Below are 19,242 nucleotides of genomic sequence, written 5' to 3'. Positions count from 1 at the left end.
GCGACATGCGCCGAGCCGCTCCCAGGGTCACATCGCTGAAAGCGCGCCCAGAAGTCCCGCAAGCGGCGAAGGCTCGTCTGAACTTGCGTCATAGACACAGGGCACCGCGAATATTGCCGAGAGCACGAGGGCGATGACGAGCCAACGCGGGCGGAAAAGCGGTTTATGCGAGTTTGAGTGTGACATCGATGTTTCCCCTCGTTGCCTTGGAGTACGGGCAGATCTGGTGCGCATCCTCGACGATCGCCTGCGCCGTGGCACGATCGATGCCCGGCATGCTGACGGACAGGCGGGCCTGCAGGAAGAACTCGCCACCCGTCGTGCCGAGGTCAACCTCAGCATCGACGGCGGTGTCAGCCGGAAGGCGAAGCTGGCGCCTGGCCGCTGCCTTTGTCATTGCGCCGATGAAACATGCCGACCAGCCTGCCGCAAAAAGCTGTTCGGGATTGGTTCCCGGCTTGCCGCTGCCCGGAGGCGAGAGTTTGATGGAAAGCGCGCCGTCGTCGCTTTGCGCCGATCCGTCACGGCCGCCGGTCGTGCGGGTCTTGCCCGTATAAAGAACAGTCTCGATTCTGGTCATGGGAGGCTCCTTTGATTGCCGCTGCCGCGGCGTTTTGCGATAGGAGCTTTGTGAGGGATCAGCGTATCGGCCATGTTTCCGGAAAACGCGAAACTGTATCGAAACGTATCGGCGCGTTACGAGGTGCTCGGCCTGCCTCCGCGTCAGGGAAAAGAAACCTCGGCCGCCAGCCCGCCACCCTGCCTGTTATAGAGGCGCACCGAGCCGCCGATCGTTCCGGCAAGCTGCTGCGCAATCGCAAGCCCGAGGCCCGTTCCGCCCGTGTCGCGATTTCTCGATGTTTCAATCCGGAAGAATGGCTGCATGGCGTTGTGCAGCATCTCGTCGGGAATGCCCGGTCCTTTGTCGAGCACCGTGATGACAACGGCGCCTTCAGCATGCCGATCCACTTTTATTTCGGCACTGCCAGCAAATTTGAGGGCGTTATCTATGAAATTCGTGAGTATCCGTCGCAATGCGTGCGGTTTTGTAGACGCCGTGCCGCGCACAATGCCTGAAACCGTGACCGCCTTTCCGGTATCCTGATAGTCGTAGGCGATGCTGTCGATGAAGGATGCCAGATCGATGCGAGAGGACTTCTCGCCGTTGCCGTGGGCGCTGCGCGCATAAGCGATCCCGTCCTGCACCAGACGTTCGATTTCACGCAGGTCACTGACCAGCTTTTCCTTTTCCGGCGTATCATCAGCCATATCGGCCCGCAGCCGCATTCGAGTGATGGGCGTCTGCAGGTCGTGTGAAATCGCCGCGAGGATTTGCACGCGTTCTTCAAGATATTGTGCGACGCGATCGCGCATGGCGTTGAATGCACGAGCCGCGTGGGCAACTTCGCTCGGGCCGCTCTCACTCATCGGCAACCCCTTCTCCCCCGGATCGAGCGCTTCCGCCGCGGCTGCCAGCGCGCTGAGGGGTCTGGTCGTCTGCCGCACGGCAAACCAGGTGCAGAGGAGGAGAAGCGCCATTTGTGCGGCGAAGACGTAGGGCAGCCATTCGGCGATGGGCATGACACCCCGTGGTGTTACGTCAATTGTCAGGGGCGAGCCGTCCGACAGCGTCAGATGAGCCTGAAGCCTCTTGCCGTCGCCGGGAATGGATTCCACCCTGACCGGAAACCGGTGCCCGGCGGCCTCTTCGATCCTCTGCGCGATTTCTGCCCCGCGCCCGGACATGTCGGCGACGCCGGGAAGGCCCGGACCGAGTATGAGCTGGTAGTTGCTGCGGCCGAGGCGGTTCACCCATCCCGCCCGCTCTTCCGCAGGCAGGCGGTCTATGATGGCGATGGATACCGCAAGGTCCTGCTCCAGTGTCCCGAGCATGACTGCTTTGGCAGACATATACCGTTCGGCAAAGAGGATGCTGAACGACAACCCGTAGGCAATGGCAAGCCCGGCAAGCAGGATGAGAAAGAGTCTGGACCGCAACGAGCGTGGCCACCAGCCGGCAATCAGATGCCGGCCTTTCATGCCCTTGGCTCCGAAATCTCCACCGGAACGGAAAAGACATAACCTTCCGCACGCACCGTCTTGATGTAGGTGGGTTCCCGCGCATCATCTCCCAGCCGCTGACGCACGCGGCTTACAAGAAGATCGATCGATCTGTCGAAGATTTCGGCATCGCGCCCCTGTGTGAGGTTCAGCAACTGGTCGCGGTTGAGGACGCGCTGGGGATGATCGATGAACACCCTGAGAAGCCGGTATTCAGCGCCGCTCAGTGCCACGGTCGTACCGTCCCTGTCCAGCAGATGGCGGCCCACCGTGTCAAGACGCCAGTCGCCAAAGGTCAGGAGCTGCCCCGCTTCGCTGATTTGCAGATTGGGCGGCAACATCCGGGTGCGGCGCAGGATTGCCTTGATCCGTGCGAGAAGCTCCCGGGCGGCGAAGGGCTTCGACAGATAATCGTCGGCGCCCATTTCGAGCCCGATGATCCGGTCCATCTCGTCATCGCGGGCAGTCAGCATTAGAACCGGCGTGGCCTTGTGCTTTCCGGCCCGCAACTCACGGCAGAGAACCAGACCGTCATCGCCCGGCATCATCACGTCGAGCACGATCAGATCGACGGTATTGCCGTCAAGAAAACTTCTCATCTGCCGTCCGTCGGCAGCCACCGTTGTTCGCAAGCCGTTCTTCTTCAGGTAGCTGGAAACCAGCTCCCGGATTTCCCTGTCGTCGTCCACGACGAGAATGTGATCGATATGTTCCATTGGATGCCTTCATCGTGCGGACGTTTCAGTGGCCCGCTACTGCATTGCCCGCTGCCAACAGCAGTAAGACAACGGTTCGCGGGCTTCGGCAAGCCTAAAGCTTTGCGACGTCGAGAACGGCCTTGGCGAATGCCTCGGGCGCTTCCTGCGGCAGGTTGTGCCCTATGCCGCCGCTGATATTGCGATGCTGGTACTTGCCCGAAAACCTTGATGCGTAAGTGGAGGGGTCCGGATGCGGTGCGCCATTGGCGTCACCTTCCAGCGTGATCGTCGGGATCGTGATGAGGGGAAGTTTCGCAAGCCGGCGCTCGTAGTCGTCATATTTGGCTTCGCCTTCGGCAAGTGCCAGCCGCCAGCGGTAATTATGGATGGTGATCGCCACGTGGTCGGGATTGTCAAACGCGGAAGCGGAACGATTGAAGGTTTCGTCGGTGAATTTCCAGGTCGGGGAGGCCGTTTGCCAGATCAGGCGAACGAAGTCGCGGGTATTCGCGGCGTAACCCGCACGGCCGCGTTCCGTCGCGAAGTAGAACTGATACCACCAGGAAAGTTCCGCCCTGGGCGGAAGTGGCTTTTTGTTGATTTCCTGACTGCCGATCAGATAGCCGCTGACCGACACGAGGCCGGTGCAGCGCTCGGGCCAGAGTGCCGCCATGATATCGGCCGTGCGAGCGCCCCAGTCATAGCCCGCCACGACGGCCTGTCTCACGCCAAGGGCATCGAGAAAGGCGATCATGTCAACCGCGAGTGCTGCCTGCTGCCCGTTGCGTGCCGTTTCATCAGAAAGAAAACGTGTGGTGCCGTATCCGCGCAGATAGGGAATAAGCACGCGATATCCTGCCGAAGCGAGGATGGGCGCAACGTCAACATAGCTGTAGATGTCATAAGGCCATCCGTGCAGCAGCAGAGCGACCGGGCCCTCCTCGGGCCCGGCTTCGGCGTAACCGACATCGAGTACACCCGCTTTGACCTGCTTCAGGGGCCCAAAGGACGTTTTTTCGCCTGTTGGTGCTGACGGGGTAGCTGAAGGCGCCTCGCCTTTGGCCTGGGCCAGGCCCGCCGCGCCGAACTCTACGGCGGCAACAGTCATTGCGGCAATGCCGAAGAACCGGCGGCGCTGGAAATTGATCTCGGAATTCATTCTCGTCTCTCCTGTCCTTTTTGGATGACAGGCAGTTAACGCTGTACGTGTATCCCCGATGTGTCCCGGGCGAACCTGATGTGAATGGTTTTGTAGCAGCGAGCCTTCTATATACAGACTGATACATTCAGCTTGCCCTCTGAATGCAGATCAGCCGCTCCCGATGTCAGGAGCGGCTGTGGTGGCGTTCCACCAGATCCGTGTTTATTTCGCGGACCGCCGGGCAGCCTCTGTGATGACGTCTGCGACCTCTTCGGGCTTGGATGCGAAGACTGCGTGGCTCCCGGCGATCTCGGTCACCGCGCTGCCGGCGCGCTTTGCCATGTCACGCTCGAGATCGGGGTTGATCGACCTGTCCTGCGTCGCGATGATCGACCAGCTTTTCTTTGTTTTCCAGGCTGGTTCGCCCGACTTGGCTGCGAAGGCTGCCTTGGCGGCGAAGACCTGGCTTTTGGCCATGAAGGCAGCCTCGTCGCGGGGCAGGTCGGCGGCGAAATCCTGCGCAAAGACCGCCGGATCCAGATAGAGGAAGGCGCCATCCTTCGTCTGCTTTATGCCGCTTCCGGCGGGTGGTTTTGCTGTGGCGAGGTCAAGAAGGCTCTCTCCCTTTTCCGGCTGGAAGGCGGCGACATACACCAGCCCCGCCACATCGGGCCGATTGCCAGCTTCCGAAATCACCATGCCGCTGTAGCTGTGTCCGACCAGCAGGCTGGGGCCCTGCTGGAGATCGAGCACGCGGTTTGTTGCTGCCACATCATCGGCAAGCGAGGTGATGGGTTCCTGGACGATGGTGACGTTGAAACCACGGCTTTCGAGGATGTCCGTTGCCTTGCGCCAGGCAGAACCATCTGCAAGCGCCCCGTGGACGATGACGATATTCTTTACCTCCGCTGCCTGTGCGGCAAACGCAATCAGCGCGGTTGCAAAGGCGAGCGCGAATCTTGGCATGAGACGATGATGCATCGTGTTATTCCTTTCATGTGGCCGGATAAAAACGGGTCAACCGAAGGTGAAGGCGTAGGCCTGCACACCGGGGTCGAGGAAGCGGATGGTGAAGGTTTTTGCTGTCACGGTGCCGGACTGGCGAACGAGCTGGTAAAGGCGGGTTGATGTGACGACGCCATTGCCATTGGCATCCGTATCGGCGCCATGATCAGGACCCGGCGGATGGCCATCCACGGTCACCTGGAAACGGACCGGCTTTCCGGAATCAATCGGACCCAGCACCAGATGCAGGTCACGGGCGCTGAAGCGGTAGGTGATACCGCCTTTGGCCGCATCAAGGGTGGCCGCTTCCGCGCCAACCGTCCATTCGCCGGAGAGCCCCCATTCATTGAGGGCAGGCGCCGTGACCGAATAGTCTTGGGGCGCGTCTGCACGTATTGTCTCGTTCGATGCAAAGCTTCGCGCCTGACGGTAGCCTACATAGGTTTCGCCGGAGAGCATGTGGCTCATGTCCGCGCCGGCTTCAGCCCCCTTTGTCTCAGGCGTCACAGTCTCGGTGGCGGATGCGCCGGTGCTGCCCGCCTCGCGCAGCAGATCCTGAATCGCCTCTTCGGTCTCCCTGTAGTCTCCCTCACCGAAATGGTGGTAACGGATCTGGCCTTTGGCATCGATCAGGTAATGCGCTGGCCAGTAGCTGTTATCGAAGGCGCGCCAGATCCTGTAATCATTGTCGATTGCTACCGGATACTCGATCTTGAAGCCGGCGACGGCCTGTCTGACATTGTCGATCTTCTTTTCGAAGGCAAATTCGGGCGCGTGCACGCCAATGACGACGAGACCCTGATCCCTGTACTTCTCCGCCCAGGCACGCACATAAGGAAGGGTGCGGATGCAGTTGATGCAGGAATAGGTCCAGAAGTCGATGAGCACGACCTTGCCGCGCAAGTCTTCACGGGCGAGCGGCGGGGAGTTCAGCCATTCGACAGCACCATCGAGGGACGGCGCGGGGCCTTCAACCGGCAGTGCCGGGCGCATGGTGGCAGCGTCACCGTCCGGCGCTGTGGCTGCGGATTTCTTCGCTACTTCGACCTTCTGTTCGGGCCCTCTGGCGGCGTCGAGACGATCAAGAACGTGCTGTTCGAACGATGTCGTGCTGGCATAGGAAATCTGCGATAGAAAACCGGTGTCCAGTCCAAGGGCGATGGCGGCAACGCCTGCCAGCACCGCTGCCCCGGTTGCCCGGCGAACACGCTCGCTGAAACCGAGGGAACGCTTCATCGCCGCAAACACCCTGCCTCCGATGAGGACGGCGACGGCAAGCGATGTCGCAGCACCGGCGGCATAGGCGGAAAGCAGCAGGCTGGTTTCCAGATTGGCGCCCTTCAGGGCCGCACCGGTCAGCACGATCCCGAGGATTGGGCCGGCGCAGGGCGCCCACAGGAGCCCGGTGGGGATGCCGAGCAGCAGGGAGCCAGTGACCGTCGGGGCGGCATCGGGCTTGCCGGCGGCATTGGCAAGTCGGTTGCCGAATTCAACGACCGGATGGGACAGGACAGAGGCGAACTTCGGTGACATCAGCCCAATTCCGAAAAGGGAGAGCATTGAAAGGGCGGCGAGCCGGCCATATTCGTTGGCGTTGATCGCCCAGCTGCCGCCGATGGCAGCGAGCGTCGCAACGGCGGCAAAGGTGATCGACATTCCGGCGAGCAGCGGCAGCGTGCTGCGCAGGAACGGTTGGCCGGCCCGCGCGAAGACGAAGGGAAGAATAGGCAGGATGCAGGGGCTGAGAATTGTCAGCACGCCCCCGAGATAGGCAACGACCAGAAGCGTCATTATCTTTTCCTTTCAGCTGGGATTAGGGGCACCGGGCGGCGAAGGTGAGCCGGTAATGGCGCCACCTTCCCGGCGTCGCGTATCTCTGATGTGTCGGTGTGTGGGTGATTTTGTATGGGAGTGTAGGCGAGCGGACGGACCGTCGACCATGAAGGGTAACGGCGGCGTGGCCCTTTGCTCGTCAGGGCGCGTATCGTGTGAAAACGAAATCGTGGTCCTTGACGTTGCCGACATGACACGAAAGGCAAGTCTCGTGCTGTGCGGTATCGACCGGTTTGCCGTTGACGAAGCGCCCGAAGCCCCAGCCATGGCTGTCAGGATATTTCCTGGAGTCCTTGACCATCACCTGCACGGTGGTTGCCGCGCCCGGCACCGTGGCTGGTGGAAATTCCGCGGATTGCTGCCGCTTGTAGGCAAGCTTCACCAGTATCGAGCCATCAGGGAAGGGCAGGGTTCCGCTCTTGTAAGCGTTCACGGCGATGTCGTTTGCCAGAACGGCACGAAGCTCATCGAGCGGCGGCGCTTCCTGTGCGGGAGCGATGAAGCGCCAGTCTCGATATCCCTCGGGAAGCGTAACGCCATAGAGGGGTGAGGCGTTTTCCGGCGGGCTGTCCGCAAGGCTTGAATAAGCGGCTCCGAAACCTGCTGCCGCAACTGCAAGAGTGACGGCAAAGAAAATCTGGTTCTTCATGACAAATCCTGCCTGATCCGAAAACGATCAGACGATGATCTGCGCGGCAGGTATCCGGCATGTTTCCTGAAACCGGGATTTATGTATTAGATCGTAGCAGCGATTGTGCCGGCGAGGGAAGCGCCGGCACACACATATCAATCGGCGCGCTGTAGCAGCGCGAGCGCGACGGTGGATGTCGCGAGGATCGCGGTCAGAGCCAGCGGCGCGGTGGCGCCGTAGGAATCGACGATATAGCCGCCGAACACTGCACCGATGCTGATGGCCACCTGGAAAGAAACGACCATCAGGCTGCCTGCCGCCTCCAGCGCATCCGGCGCGCCCCGGGAAAGGTTGGTCGGCAGCACGACAGGCGCCATGCCGAAGGCAAGGCCCCAAAGGGCGACGAGAGCAAATGCGGCACCGGTATGGACGCCCCAAAGAACCAGGGAAATCGTTGCAAATGCCATCAGCGCGGCGGTGACGATGAGTGCGAGACGGATACTGGCATCAGCCATCCGGCCACCCGCGACGTTGCCAATCACCGAGGCGACGCCAAATCCAAGCAGTGCGAGAGCAATCGGCGTTGTACCGAGGAGCGTCACCTGCTCGAGGAAGGGACGGACATAGACCGATCCGGCGAAATGTCCCGTCATGAGCAGGAGGATCGCGAGCATGGCCAGCTGAACGCTACGCCGCCGCGTCAGCCGGAAAACATCGGAAAGGCTGTTACTGGTGCTTGCAGGCAGCGACGGCAGGCTGAGGATTTGCAGCAGCATGGCAATGACGGCAAGCCCTGCCGTCATCGACATTGCCGTGCGCCATCCCAGCCAGTCGCTGATAAGGGCTCCCATCGAAGGCGCGGCGATTGTGGCGAGCGAAACGCCGAGGGTAACGATAGCCATGCCGCGCCCGGTCGCATTTGCGCCGACAAGCCTTGCCACGACGGCAACCGAAAGCGCCCAGAACCCGCTGAGAGCAATCCCGAGCCCGGCCCGGCCCAGCAACAGAAGCCAGAAATCGGTTGCAAAGGAAGCAAGAAGGTTTGAGCCGATCGCCAGTGCACTCAGACCGACAAGCACGGTCTTGCGGTTCAGCCTGCCGATGAGGACGTTGCTCAACAGCGCCGTCACTGCGCCGACGGATGCCGTGGCCGTGACGACCTGTCCGGCGGTCCCTTCGGTGATACCGAGGTCACGCGCCATCGGCGTCAACAGTCCCGCCGGCAGGAACTCGGCCGATACCAGCGCAAAGCTGGTGGCCGCCATCGAAAGAACCGCGAACCATGTGGCGGCTGTCCACGCGGATTGCTCCTCGATGTCGAGGGACATTGTTGTCCCGTCAAACTCTGATGTGGTGTCGGTCATGGTATCTCTCCTTGAGTTGGGAGAGTTTTAAAGGAATTTTGCTGGATGATATGTATCTAAAAGTCCGAATTTCATGCCTATTTGTCCAAATTTGTGCGGCGCACAACGCAGGCGCGTGCGTTGACGCAGGGATGTGTCCGGGGGTCGTGCGCCTTTCTGCCCGCGGGAAATCTTTGCCGGCGGGCAACCTTTCAAACCGCCATCCGTTTAGCCGTCCATGACCGATGCTGACGCAAATTCGAAACGAGCCGATGGCACCGGCAAGAATGGTGCAGGGAAAGTACATGTCGAGAATGCAGCCGATGAGCCGCTGCCGCCGGAGGAAATCGAACCTGCTGAGGGCCTGACGCCCGAGGAAGCCGAGAAGGCCCGCAAAAAATATCTGCTGAAACGCTTCTGGATCAGCGCGCGCGGCTTCTGGAGCCGCCGTGGCGACGGGCTGGCATGGCCGTTCTCCATCGGCCTGTTGGTGATGATCGGCATCAATGTCGCTTTCCAATACGGTGTCAACGTCTGGAATCGTGGCATCTTCGACGCGATTGAAAAACGGGATGCGTCCACGGTCTATTTTCTCGCTTCCATATTCCCGCCGCTGGTTCTGGGCAGCGTCCTGATCGTAACATCGCAGGTCTATGTCAGGATGCGGATCCAGCGGCGCTGGCGCTCCTGGTTGACGAAGGTGCTGGTCTCCCGGTGGATTGCAAATGGCCGCTATTACCAGCTTAACCTGATTGACGGCGACCATCAAAATCCGGAGGCGAGGCTGTCGGAGGACATGAGGATCGCCACTGAAGCGCCGGTGGATTTCGTCGCAGGGGTCATTGCCGCCTTCGTATCGGCATCCACCTTCATCGTCGTCCTGTGGACGATCGGCGGCGCGCTGACGTTGCCGATCGGCGGCGTTTGGATAACGATACCCGGCTTTCTGGTGGTGGCAGCGGTAATTTACGCGCTTATAACCTCAAGCTCGATTGCGTGGATCGGCCGGAACTTCGTCAAAGTCTCGGAAGTCAAGAACCAGCTCGAGGCGGAATTCCGCTATACGCTGACCCGTGTGAGGGAAAATGGCGAGAGCATTGCGCTGCTGGGTGGCGAAGAAGAAGAGCGAAGCGATCTCGACAGCAGGTTCCGCAATGTCCGGCATCAGTGGAAACGAATGGCGCAGCAATATATGCGTACCACCGTCGTGTCGCATGGATCGATGCTGATTGCGCCCGTCGTTCCGGTCCTGCTGTGCGCGCCGAAGTTCCTCGACGGAAGCATGTCGCTGGGCCAGGTCATGCAGGCGGCATCGGCTTTCACCATCGTTCAGTCCGCCTTCGGCTGGCTGGTCGATAACTATCCCCGGCTGGCGGACTGGAATGCCTGCGCAAGGCGTGTCGCATCGCTGATGATGTCGCTTGACGGCCTCGAGCGGGCCGAACAGAGCGATACGCTCGGCCGGATCGTGCGCGGTGAAACGGAGGGTGAGACGATGCTGAGCCTCAAGGATGTATCCGTTTCGCTGGGCGATGGTACTGCTGTCGTTAAGGAAACCGATGTCGAAATCGGACCCGGCGAGCGGGTGCTCGTCGCAGGTGAATCCGGATCCGGAAAAAGCACGCTCGTGCGGGCAATCGCCGGCCTGTGGCCATGGGGCGGCGGCAGCGTCAGTTTTCGTGCCGGTAGCCGGCTGTTCATGTTGCCGCAGCGGCCATATATTCCGTCCGGAACGCTTCGTCGGGCGGTCTGTTATCCGCAGGCAGCGGAGAGCTGGACTGCCGACGAGATCGGCGCAGCTCTCGACAAGGTCGGTCTCGGCCACCTCAAGGACAAGGTGGAAGAAGAGGCGCCGTGGGACCAGACGCTCTCCGGTGGTGAAAAACAGCGTCTCACCTTTGCCCGCCTGCTGCTGAACGATCCCGATATCATCGTCATGGATGAAGCGACCGCCGCCCTGGATGAAAAAAGCCAGGACAGGATGATGCAGACGGTCATCGACGAATTACCAGATGCTACGATCATCAGCGTGGCACATCGCGCTGAGCTGGAGGCCTTCCACAGCCGCAAGATTACGCTGGAACGCCGGGAAGGTGGCGCGAAGCTGGTCAGCGATATCCACCTCATTCCGAGGAAGGCCCGGTCCGGCTCGTTGCTCCGCCGCATGGTCAAACGCAGGTGACGAAAGTCGCGCAGCACCTCCACCCCCTGATATAATGCGAATGAGTATCGCTCTTTCGGTGCTTCTATGTTTTCCACGTCACCCGTATGAACGGTGGACGGTCAATCGGTGACGTCGTAATCTGGCCGCCAGATGAGGCAACGACATACTCTGGGGAGGAAACAATGCCTATCTTCATGGACCGGCATGAGCTCGCCGGAGTTTCTGCGGCCGATATTGCCGCCGCGCATCTTAAGGATATCGACATTCAGGACCGGTATGGCGTCAGGTTTTTAACCTACTGGTTCGATGAAAGGCGCGGTACCGCCTTCTGCCTCATGGATGCGCCGGATGCTGAAACCGCGCAATGCGTGCACCGCGAAGCGCACGGTTTCGTCGCCAGCGAAGTTGTGGAAGTCGCTCTGTCGGCTGTGGAGGCGTTTCTCGGGCGAATACAGGACCCGACGCCGCTCGAGCCTGCCCCCAAACACATGGATGCTGGCCACCGTGCGATACTTTTCACTGACATCGTCGGTTCAACCGAAATGACCGCTCGCCTGGGCGATCGTATGGCAGCTGAACTCGTCCGCGCGCATGATGCGCTCGTGCGTGGCTGTCTGGTAAGACGGTCAGGACGGGAGGTAAAGCACACCGGGGACGGCATAATGGCAGTGTTCTCCTCCACGCCATTTGCAGTCGACTGTGCAATCGATATTCAGCGCGCCTTCCATCGCTACAACAGCGACAGGGGCGAACCCATTCACATCCGCATCGGGCTGGATTGTGGTGAGCCGGTTGAAGACAGCAATGATTTCTTCGGCACGACCGTTCAACTGGCTGCAAGGCTTTGTGCTGCCGCCCATAGCGATCAGATCCTGATATCGGACAAGACCCTGCAGGAATATGGCAGCGCCGATGTCCCCGTATATGGCCATCGATACAGGCTTAAAGGCTTCGCCAAGCCGGTCCTAGCCTATCGTTGCGAGTGGTTGCATTGATTATGGTGTTCTTCAGGGCTGATCCTGACGCGGCACTACCGTTGCGATGCTTTCCTTGGCTTCCTGCTGCTTATAGGTGCTGGTTTCCTTAAGTTGGAAAGCATCCAGCCAGTCACGCCTTGGCAGAAATTGCGCCGAGCTCTTCAAGATCGAGATCATGCTCAAGCTCCCTTAGAGTTTCATCGTCGATCTTTCCTTCGCGTCGCAGACGAATAAGTTCCTTTCTGCCGGCGGCGACAGCCTGAAGAACGACATCGAAGTGGGCATGAAGAAGTGGCGAATATTTCTCGGTACTTTCGGCGTATCTGACACTTGCTGCCAGCCGGTGTTCGTATCTCTTCAGGAGTTGGGGATGGATGAGTTCCCCACTTTCGTCGTAGGCAAGCCCCTGAACGGCTGCGAGCTGGACCTGCGCCATGGCGGCTTCAGCCTCACTCATCGTCATCGGTGCGCGCTCCGGTTCGATATTGCCAAGCCCCGCCCAGGCGATAATCCACCCAAGCGTCGTTCCCTGTATGAGAACGGTTCCCACGATAACCGCGAATGCCATGACCAGAATGAAGTCACGTCCGGGAAAATCCTCCGGCAGGCTGAGCGCAAGTGCCAGCGTCACGACGCCGCGCATGCCTGCCCAGCCGAGCGCCGTCACCCCTCCTGCTCCGAGGGGCGTCGAGCGAGCGACCTTGACCCCGTGAAAAAACCTGATGACCAGATCCGATGTGAATATCCACACGAACCGCGCGATGACGAGCGAAACGAGGATTGCGGCCGCGGGGAGTGCCATCGAACCAACCAGTGAGCCAAAGCCGCCGCCACGTTCAACGACGTCCCGCAGCGATAGTCCTATCAGGATGAAAACCATAGCCTCCATCAGGAAAACAAGGACGTTCCAGAATGAGGTGCCGCGCATTCGCGTCGCCGCAGAAAAGACGGTGTGCTGATGCCATGACGCTATCAGCCCGGCCGTTACGGTGGCGATTACACCGGACGCATGGATCTGTTCCGCCAAAAGATAGGCGATCCATGACAAGATTGCGGTGGCGGCAATGATGAGGTACTCGTCGCCAAGGTGCCGGACGAGCTTTACCCATGCGAAGCCAACGACCACGCCGGTTGCGGCGCCTCCAAGGGCCAGAAAAATGAAGGTGCCGATCGCGTCGGTGGTGCTGAATGTACTTCCGGCCGCAGCCGCTACAGCAAAACGAAAGAGCACGAGCCCGCTGGCGTCGTTGAGAAGGCTCTCACCTTCAAGAAGGATTTGCAGACGCCTCGGAATCTTAACCCTTTCCAGCACGGCACGGGCTGACACGGCGTCCGGAGGTGAGACGATGGCGCCAAGGGCTGCGCAGGCCGCCCATGGCAGAGACGGCATCAGGAGGTGGACAACGACCGCGATGACGATTGTCGTGAACAGCACTGCACCGATCGCGAGAGATGCAATTCCGAAGACGTGTCGTTTCAGGCGATCGACGGCGATCGACCACGCTCCGTCGAGAAGCAGTGGCGGTAGAAAGATAACAAGAACCAGTTCCGGATTGACAGCGATCGTGGGCAAGCCGGGAAGGAACGCCAGCGTTCCCCCGCCCACCAGTAGCGCTACCGATGGCGGCAGGCCCATGCGATGTGCGATGTAGTGCAGCACGATGATGGCGAGAAACATCGCGATCACGAGTTCGAAGAGATGCGTACCGTCCATATGCGCCCCCAATCCGCGTCGGACTCACATCAAATGACGAGATTTGCGAAAAAGCAACGCAGTCATTTTTGCTGGTTTGACTGAGTTCCGGCAATTATCACCGGTTCTTTAGGCAGCGCCGCACATCAAAATGATCTACAACCCAAAACGCAAGCACATCAGGAATGGGATGCCGCCACCCGTGGAGTTCGAGAAGCGGTGGAATATCCAAGCCGAGGGCGGCCCAAGACTTGGGCTAATAAACGAGGAACGAACCTTATGATGACGATAAAACGTATTGTGCTGGCAAGCCGACCCTTGGCAGAACCATCGCATGAAAATTTCCGCCTTGAGGATGCCGAGCTGCGCGAAGCAGCCGAGGGCGATGTCACGGTCCGCGTTCTCTATCTTTCGCTCGACCCTTACATGCGTGGGCGTATGAGCGATGCCAAATCGTACGCGGCGCCTGTACCCATCGACGGTATCATGGAAGGCGAGACGATCTGCGAGGTGGTGAAGTCACGGCACAACGGTTTTGCGCCCGGCGACATCGTGCGCGGGCGGACCGGTTGGTGTACGGGGGCGGTCATCAATGGGGACTTGCTACGAAAGGTCGAGACGCACGGCGCGCCGGTCACGACCGCGATCGGCGTCCTTGGCATGCCGGGATTTACTGCATGGAGTGGTCTGAAGTTCATTGGCAAACCGAAGCAGGGTGAGACGGTTGCTGTCGCTGCAGCCTCTGGCCCCGTTGGTTCCATGGTCGGACAGCTTGCAAAGCTTTACGGGGCGAGGGCAGTCGGTATAGCCGGTGGGCCCGACAAATGTGCATTCGTGAAGGATGAACTTGGCTTCGACAGCGTGGTTGATCATCGCTCGGAGAATTTTGTCAGCGATCTGAACGCGGCCTCTCCAAACGGGATTGATGTCTATTTCGAGAATGTCGGAGGACGCGTCTGGGATGCGGTACTGCCTCTTCTAAACCAGTTCGGGCGTGTTCCCGTCTGCGGCCTCGTTTCTCAATATAACGGTGCAAACTCGTCGCAGACAGACCGTCTTCCGGCAACGATGTCGGCGATCCTGAGACAGAGCCTTCTCGTTCGAGGTTTCATCCAGACTGAATTTGCGGCCGATCATTTCAATGACTTTCTCGCGGAGATTGGCCCAAGGGTCGCTAGCGGCGAGATCAGGTACCGCGAGGATGTCGTCGATGGATTGGAGAATGCTCCTGACGCCTTCATCGGCATGCTGAAAGGCAAGAATTTCGGCAAGCTTATCGTCAAAATCGGTGGCGTCGTCTCATGAGCCGCCATGACGTAAGAAATATCGCGGTTTTGGATGATTACCAGAATGTGGCGATCACCAGCGCCGACTGGTCGCCATTGAAAGACTGTGCCGAAATCACGATCTTCAATGACCACATCGCGGACGAAGAACGCCTGGTTGATCGTCTCTTGCCGTTCGATGCTGTCTGCGTCATGCGCGAACGGACGCCGCTGCCGCGACGTGTTCTCAAGCGCCTGCCGAACCTGCGGTTCATCGCAACGACTGGAGGGCGCAACGCCTCAATCGACCTTGCCGCGGCCCGTGATCTTGGCATCGTTGTTTCGGCGACGGGTGCGAACGGATCGGGCGCCCCGGAGCTGACTTGGGCACTCATCCTTGCGGCGGCACGCCATATTTCCACAGAAATTGCCTCGTTTCGGAGTGGTGGCTGGCAAACCACGGTCGGGCGCGACCTTTCGGGCAGCACGCTGGGTGTCATCGGTCTGGGCAGGATCGGCCGCCAGATCGCAAAGGTCGGGCTTGCTTTCGGTATGGACGTGATCGCCTGGAGCCAGAATCTGACCGATGAGGCGGCAGAAGCTGCCGGTGTGCGACGGGTTGAAAAAGAGACGCTTCTTCGCGAGTCCGACTGGGTGACGTTGCATCTTGTTCTGTCGGAGCGAACGAAGGGCGTAATCGGTCAGGAGCAGCTGGCTTTGATGAAGCCAACAGCCTGGCTCGTGAATACGTCACGAGGTCCGCTTGTCGATGAAGGAGCTTTGATCGCTGCCCTGGAAACCAAGAGGATCGCAGGTCTTGCAGTGGACGTGTTTGATCATGAGCCTTTGCCCAGTAATCATCCGCTTCGGACTTTTGGCAATGTGATCGCGACGCCTCATATCGGGTTTGTTACCGAAAACTCATATCGGATTTTCTATCGAGATACCGTGGACAATCTCGTCGCATGGCTGAACGGAACGCCACTGCGGGTTTTGTGAACTTCCGAGTTGACCCTTGGTTCCCGTCGCACCGCCTGGCGGCACCATCTGGCCTCGCCCAAATAATAATGCGGCCGAATGATCGGCGACATTCTGATGTCACAAAAGTATCAGCCCTTGATGAGGGCCAGCAGGTCGGCGATCGGAACGATCTGGTCGTCTTCACCGTGCAGAACAAGCGTCGGAACGGAGATTCTTCAGGTTCTCGGTCTGGTCGGTTTCCGAGAAGGCCTTGAAGGAACGGGAACTTTAGGTGCTGCTGGAGGTGCTGCGTGGCATGAGAATGCTCTACCAACTGCAAAAATCGGCGGACGGATGCGCAGATGCTGTGGGACTTGCTGCGGCGTCAATTGCCGCGGATGGCGCTGCGTGGTGCCGATCGTCAACTGCTTGAGGATTCGCTCAAAGGGAAGATCATGGATGAGACCGGCTGAGCGTCTGCTGGCGGAAGAAGGAACGTGTCCGTCCGCGTTCGGTCCTGGTCGGCATGTTCAGTAATTGTGCTGCGGATACGCTGACGAACCGGTTGCCCGCACTTGCCGGCCCCGGTTCCTTGCTGCCGCTTTTAAAAAGGTACAGGAAAAAGCCCGGCACGAAGGCCGGGCTTTTGTTGTTGCTGTCCAGGTGGATCAGAACTTTACGCCGAGGCCGACGCGGATTGCATGCTGGTCGACATCCGCGTTGATTGCAGCGCCACCGAAGTTGAAATCCTTGTCGCCGAAGTCGGTGTAACGGTACTCAACGCGTCCGAACACCATGTCGGTAAATGCATAGTCGAGACCAACGCCGACGGTGTAGCCGTTGAAGGTTTCCTTCACGTCGGCAATGCCCGGAACTTCCGCGTAACCGCGAGCATAGGCCCAGCCTGCGGTACCGTATACCAGGGCACGGTCAAATGCGTAGCCGACGCGGCCACGAACCGAACCCTGCCAGTCAAACCCGTAGTCAAAGCCCGTGCCGAGAATGGTGGCGGAATCATCGCCCCAGTTCTTTTCGAAGTCAGCCTCGAGGCCAACGACCCAGCTGTTGCCAAGGTCATAGTTGAAGCCGACGAAACCGCCGGCGAGAGCGCCGTCGAAATCTGCGGACGTTTCGCCGGGAAGGCCGACGATCGAAGCGTCATTGTTGTTCCAACCGTAACCAGCCTGCACACCGGCGGTAAATCCGGTCCAGCTGAACAGCGGCGCAACCTCTGCTGCCGGGGCTGCAGGAACTTCTGATACGGCATCGGCCGCCATTGCAGTCGATGCCGCGAGCACGAATGCGATAGTCGATACGATTTTCTTCATAGTCTCTGAACTCCCTTACGTGAGAGATCATTCATATGCTTTTTGCCTGAAAAATGATGTAACTTTTGTGCAACGCCTGCGATCCGTGCAGCGGTCTGCATAAATTCGAGGCTGCCCGGGCGCGGTGGGAAGTCGCTTGCGCTCGCGCGCGTCAGGGTAATTTTACGGACCTTTGCCGGCCGCCGATGTCTTTGCAAGGCCAGGGCTCTCAGCCAAGCTGACGTTCGATTGCGGGCTTGTCGATGACCGACCAGACCCTGCGGATTTTCATGTGCTCAAATTCGTAGAATACATGCTCGCAGAACTGAACCCTCCTGCCATTGACCGGAAGGCTCATGAAGGTGGATTTGGGCATGCAATCGAACGAAAGCCGGGCGGCAACCCGTGTCGCCACGATGACAAGGATCTCTGCCTCGAACCGCAGGTCGGGAATGTCGGCAAAGTCGTTTTCCAGCATGTCGCGATAGCCCGACAATCCGAATGGTCGGCCGTTGTGTTCGACATTGTCGGCGACGAAGGTTCCGAGTTCATCGAAAGCCTGACGGTTGAGGCAGTCGAGATAGGAAAGATAGATATCCTGAAGTGTCGGCATGTGTTTCTCCGTATCGATCGAAGGGTCGAGCCTGCTTCGGCGCCGGGGTCGATGTCAGCAGTTTGCGCGTTGCTCGCGGTCCGTTGGGACAGCGAACTGTGCTCCGTCATTGAACAGGTGCAGGTATGGACGGGGAACCGGTGACGAGATCGCACCTGCCATCGTCTAGCCGGTAAAATCCATCCTGCGGAACGGGCAGTTCGAGCATCTCGTGTTTTGAAAGTCCGAGAAAAACACCGCGAAGGATCCGCGCGAACAGACCATGGGAAATGACGATTGTCGGATGCCGGATATCCGAGATCCATGACATCGCGCGCTTGCAGGCGTCATCTAAACTTTCGCCGTCTGGCGCCCTGAAATACAAGTCGAACGCGTTTGACCCGTCAAGATGGCCGGGAAACTTGTTGTCGATCTCAAATCGCGTCATCCCGTCCCAGTTGCCGGTGGTAACCTCAACCGGTCGGTCATCATCGACAGACGGAAGCGGCACCTTGGCCTTTATGCGTTCCGCGGTCTCGCGCACGCGTCCCAGCGGACTGATCTGCATCTGGAACAACTGGTCATCGTTGCAGAGTGCGTCGAACAGCAGGTGAGCAACTTGGTCCGCCTGTTCAACGCCGCGTGGCGTCAAGGGTGAATCCAATTGTTCTTGAAACCGGCCAAGAGACTTCCAGACAGTTTCGCCGTGACGAAGGAGGTAAAGGGTCGGTAGAGCCACGCTCGTTTCATCCTGCCCGTTCGTTATCGATTGCTTTCATCCAAAGCATCGATACGGAAACGTGCCGATTGCAGCGCATTGATGACCGACTGGAAAGTCTGATCCTTGTCCATGCCTGACACTTGTAGGACGTGGTGCTCAAAGGCGCCGAGATCGGCAAACTGCGAGTGGAGATCGGCCACGACATTGGGGTCGCTCAGGCTGTCGCCACCGCGGGCCAGACAGCGTTCGATTGCCTCTGCCGCTGTTGTGCGCAGAACGATGTAGTGGAGTGGCCGGGCAGGTGCCGTAAAGGTCGGCAACCAGTCCGGTCGCACGACGCCGTCAAGGATGACGAAGTAGCCGTCTTTGGCGTATCGATCGGTAACGTCGGCGGCGATCTGCATGATCATGCGATTTTGCCGATGGGATTGCGGTAGCCAGGGATCGATGCGGCCATACTTGATATATCCCCACAGATCATCGCTGTGAAAATGCACCTTTGGTACCCCGGGCAAGTGAGCCAGCGTTTCGGCGATTGTCGACTTGCCGGAGCCGGGATGGCCGGAGAGAAGCAGGATATGGCCGCCAAGATCGTCCGTCATGTTCCATTACTGACCTTTGGCAGGCATAAATCGGATGATGATGTGATCATTGTGCTATCGATGTTGCCAATCTGGCGTCTATATTGGCCGGCACGCAGGCAATGAACCGCCCTAGCTGGCAAGGCTTGTCACGAGATAAGCTGACGCCAGAAGGAGGGTGATTATTGTGAAGAATATCAGTCCTGCCGCCAGTTCATCGAACCGGCCGTCGCGTTCATTGCGGTACCAGTCGTAAGCCATAGCCAACCT

18 protein-coding genes and 1 pseudogene are annotated in these 19,242 nt (G+C 59.3%); 4 read left to right on the top strand and 15 right to left on the bottom strand.

The window, feature by feature from the left end:
• Positions 1-27: 27 nt before the first annotated feature.
• From BLU28_RS26340 to BLU28_RS14955, 9 genes are all read right to left on the bottom strand, one after another.
• Positions 28-186 carry a hypothetical protein gene (locus tag BLU28_RS26340; protein ID WP_173402660.1) on the bottom strand — a complete coding sequence of 53 codons (159 nt, stop codon included), beginning with the start codon at positions 184-186 and terminating at the stop codon, positions 28-30.
• Positions 164-580, bottom strand: coding sequence for an organic hydroperoxide resistance protein (locus BLU28_RS14990; protein WP_022563952.1), 417 nt, complete (start codon positions 578-580; stop codon positions 164-166). The genes BLU28_RS26340 and BLU28_RS14990 overlap by 23 nt, the downstream gene beginning before the upstream one ends.
• 143 nt (positions 581-723) lie before the next feature.
• Complete coding sequence (locus BLU28_RS14985; protein WP_022563953.1) at positions 724-2,040, bottom strand: ATP-binding protein; 1,317 nt, start codon at positions 2,038-2,040, stop codon at positions 724-726.
• Positions 2,037-2,777 (bottom strand): response regulator, encoded by a 741-nt coding sequence (locus BLU28_RS14980; RefSeq protein ID WP_022563954.1) that lies wholly within the window; start codon positions 2,775-2,777, stop codon positions 2,037-2,039. The genes BLU28_RS14985 and BLU28_RS14980 overlap by 4 nt, the downstream gene beginning before the upstream one ends.
• A gap of 94 nt (positions 2,778-2,871) precedes the next feature.
• Positions 2,872-3,918: an alpha/beta fold hydrolase gene (locus BLU28_RS14975; protein ID WP_022563955.1), complete on the bottom strand. Its 1,047-nt coding sequence runs from the start codon at positions 3,916-3,918 to the stop codon at positions 2,872-2,874.
• A gap of 204 nt (positions 3,919-4,122) precedes the next feature.
• Complete coding sequence (locus BLU28_RS14970) at positions 4,123-4,881, bottom strand: alpha/beta fold hydrolase (RefSeq protein ID WP_022563956.1); 759 nt, start codon at positions 4,879-4,881, stop codon at positions 4,123-4,125.
• Between the two features lie 36 nt (positions 4,882-4,917).
• Positions 4,918-6,696 (bottom strand): cytochrome c biogenesis protein DipZ, encoded by a 1,779-nt coding sequence (locus tag BLU28_RS14965; protein ID WP_077987590.1) that lies wholly within the window; start codon positions 6,694-6,696, stop codon positions 4,918-4,920.
• A gap of 181 nt (positions 6,697-6,877) precedes the next feature.
• A complete protein-coding gene (locus BLU28_RS14960; protein ID WP_022563958.1) occupies positions 6,878-7,387 on the bottom strand; it encodes a cytochrome P460 family protein in 510 nt (169 codons plus the stop codon).
• A gap of 137 nt (positions 7,388-7,524) precedes the next feature.
• Positions 7,525-8,733: an MFS transporter gene (locus BLU28_RS14955; protein ID WP_022563959.1), complete on the bottom strand. Its 1,209-nt coding sequence runs from the start codon at positions 8,731-8,733 to the stop codon at positions 7,525-7,527.
• A 217-nt stretch (positions 8,734-8,950) separates the two neighbouring features.
• Between BLU28_RS14955 and BLU28_RS14950 the strand changes: the two genes are divergently transcribed.
• Both BLU28_RS14950 and BLU28_RS14945 read left to right on the top strand, forming a co-directional pair.
• Positions 8,951-10,894 carry an ABC transporter ATP-binding protein/permease gene (locus BLU28_RS14950; protein ID WP_022563960.1) on the top strand — a complete coding sequence of 648 codons (1,944 nt, stop codon included), beginning with the start codon at positions 8,951-8,953 and terminating at the stop codon, positions 10,892-10,894.
• A 164-nt stretch (positions 10,895-11,058) separates the two neighbouring features.
• Positions 11,059-11,871 carry a nickel-binding protein gene (locus BLU28_RS14945; protein ID WP_022563961.1) on the top strand — a complete coding sequence of 271 codons (813 nt, stop codon included), beginning with the start codon at positions 11,059-11,061 and terminating at the stop codon, positions 11,869-11,871.
• A 112-nt stretch (positions 11,872-11,983) separates the two neighbouring features.
• On the opposite strand, the gene BLU28_RS14940 is transcribed toward BLU28_RS14945, so the two are convergent.
• Positions 11,984-13,567 (bottom strand): Na+/H+ antiporter, encoded by a 1,584-nt coding sequence (locus BLU28_RS14940; protein ID WP_022563962.1) that lies wholly within the window; start codon positions 13,565-13,567, stop codon positions 11,984-11,986.
• Between the two features lie 258 nt (positions 13,568-13,825).
• Here BLU28_RS14940 and BLU28_RS14935 point away from each other — a divergent pair, with 258 nt between their 5' ends.
• Positions 13,826-14,851 carry an NADP-dependent oxidoreductase gene (locus tag BLU28_RS14935; RefSeq protein ID WP_022563963.1) on the top strand — a complete coding sequence of 342 codons (1,026 nt, stop codon included), beginning with the start codon at positions 13,826-13,828 and terminating at the stop codon, positions 14,849-14,851.
• Positions 14,848-15,810, top strand: a complete 963-nt coding sequence (locus BLU28_RS14930; protein WP_022563964.1) for a D-2-hydroxyacid dehydrogenase family protein — start codon at positions 14,848-14,850, stop codon at positions 15,808-15,810. Before BLU28_RS14935 ends, BLU28_RS14930 begins: the two co-directional genes overlap by 4 nt.
• Positions 15,811-15,944: 134 nt before the next feature.
• Here BLU28_RS14930 and BLU28_RS25990 read toward each other — a convergent pair.
• The 5 genes and pseudogenes from BLU28_RS25990 to BLU28_RS14910 form a co-directional block, all read right to left on the bottom strand.
• Positions 15,945-16,044, bottom strand: a pseudogene (locus BLU28_RS25990) (alpha/beta fold hydrolase); the annotation flags it as partial.
• A 395-nt stretch (positions 16,045-16,439) separates the two neighbouring features.
• Entirely contained in the window at positions 16,440-17,099 is a 660-nt protein-coding gene (locus BLU28_RS14925; RefSeq protein ID WP_022563966.1) for an outer membrane protein, read from the bottom strand.
• A gap of 208 nt (positions 17,100-17,307) precedes the next feature.
• Entirely contained in the window at positions 17,308-17,691 is a 384-nt protein-coding gene (locus tag BLU28_RS14920; RefSeq protein WP_077987591.1) for an ester cyclase, read from the bottom strand.
• A 106-nt stretch (positions 17,692-17,797) separates the two neighbouring features.
• On the bottom strand, positions 17,798-18,409 hold the full coding sequence (locus BLU28_RS14915; protein ID WP_077987592.1) for a histidine phosphatase family protein: 612 nt from the start codon (positions 18,407-18,409) through the stop codon (positions 17,798-17,800).
• 23 nt (positions 18,410-18,432) lie between these two features.
• On the bottom strand, positions 18,433-18,993 hold the full coding sequence (locus BLU28_RS14910) for a P-loop nucleotide/nucleoside kinase family protein (RefSeq protein ID WP_022563969.1): 561 nt from the start codon (positions 18,991-18,993) through the stop codon (positions 18,433-18,435).
• Positions 18,994-19,242 lie beyond the last annotated feature (249 nt).

The sequence above is a fragment of the Agrobacterium pusense genome (assembly GCF_900102105.1).
GTDB lineage: Bacteria > Pseudomonadota > Alphaproteobacteria > Rhizobiales > Rhizobiaceae > Agrobacterium > Agrobacterium pusense.
Note: the sequence above shows the minus strand (reverse complement) of the source record. Positions and strands in the feature narration are given on the sequence as shown.

Bases quoted from the DNA above. Each gene is read 5' to 3' on its own strand.
- BLU28_RS14945 (WP_022563961.1), top strand. From the start codon at position 11,059: ATGCCTATCTTCATGGACCGGCATGAGCTCGCCGGAGTTTCTGCGGCC.
- BLU28_RS14940 (WP_022563962.1), bottom strand. From the start codon at position 13,567: ATGGACGGTACGCATCTCTTCGAACTCGTGATCGCGATGTTTCTCGCC.
- BLU28_RS14910 (WP_022563969.1), bottom strand. From the start codon at position 18,993: ATGACGGACGATCTTGGCGGCCATATCCTGCTTCTCTCCGGCCATCCC.
- BLU28_RS14965 (WP_077987590.1), bottom strand. From the start codon at position 6,696: ATGACGCTTCTGGTCGTTGCCTATCTCGGGGGCGTGCTGACAATTCTC.
- BLU28_RS14955 (WP_022563959.1), bottom strand. From the start codon at position 8,733: ATGACCGACACCACATCAGAGTTTGACGGGACAACAATGTCCCTCGAC.
- BLU28_RS14970 (WP_022563956.1), bottom strand. From the start codon at position 4,881: ATGCATCATCGTCTCATGCCAAGATTCGCGCTCGCCTTTGCAACCGCG.
- BLU28_RS26340 (WP_173402660.1), bottom strand. From the start codon at position 186: ATGTCACACTCAAACTCGCATAAACCGCTTTTCCGCCCGCGTTGGCTC.
- BLU28_RS14935 (WP_022563963.1), top strand. From the start codon at position 13,826: ATGATGACGATAAAACGTATTGTGCTGGCAAGCCGACCCTTGGCAGAA.
- BLU28_RS14985 (WP_022563953.1), bottom strand. From the start codon at position 2,040: ATGAAAGGCCGGCATCTGATTGCCGGCTGGTGGCCACGCTCGTTGCGG.
- BLU28_RS14925 (WP_022563966.1), bottom strand. From the start codon at position 17,099: ATGAAGAAAATCGTATCGACTATCGCATTCGTGCTCGCGGCATCGACT.
- BLU28_RS14930 (WP_022563964.1), top strand. From the start codon at position 14,848: ATGAGCCGCCATGACGTAAGAAATATCGCGGTTTTGGATGATTACCAG.
- BLU28_RS14950 (WP_022563960.1), top strand. From the start codon at position 8,951: ATGACCGATGCTGACGCAAATTCGAAACGAGCCGATGGCACCGGCAAG.
- BLU28_RS14980 (WP_022563954.1), bottom strand. From the start codon at position 2,777: ATGGAACATATCGATCACATTCTCGTCGTGGACGACGACAGGGAAATC.
- BLU28_RS14920 (WP_077987591.1), bottom strand. From the start codon at position 17,691: ATGCCGACACTTCAGGATATCTATCTTTCCTATCTCGACTGCCTCAAC.
- BLU28_RS14960 (WP_022563958.1), bottom strand. From the start codon at position 7,387: ATGAAGAACCAGATTTTCTTTGCCGTCACTCTTGCAGTTGCGGCAGCA.
- BLU28_RS14990 (WP_022563952.1), bottom strand. From the start codon at position 580: ATGACCAGAATCGAGACTGTTCTTTATACGGGCAAGACCCGCACGACC.
- BLU28_RS14975 (WP_022563955.1), bottom strand. From the start codon at position 3,918: ATGAATTCCGAGATCAATTTCCAGCGCCGCCGGTTCTTCGGCATTGCC.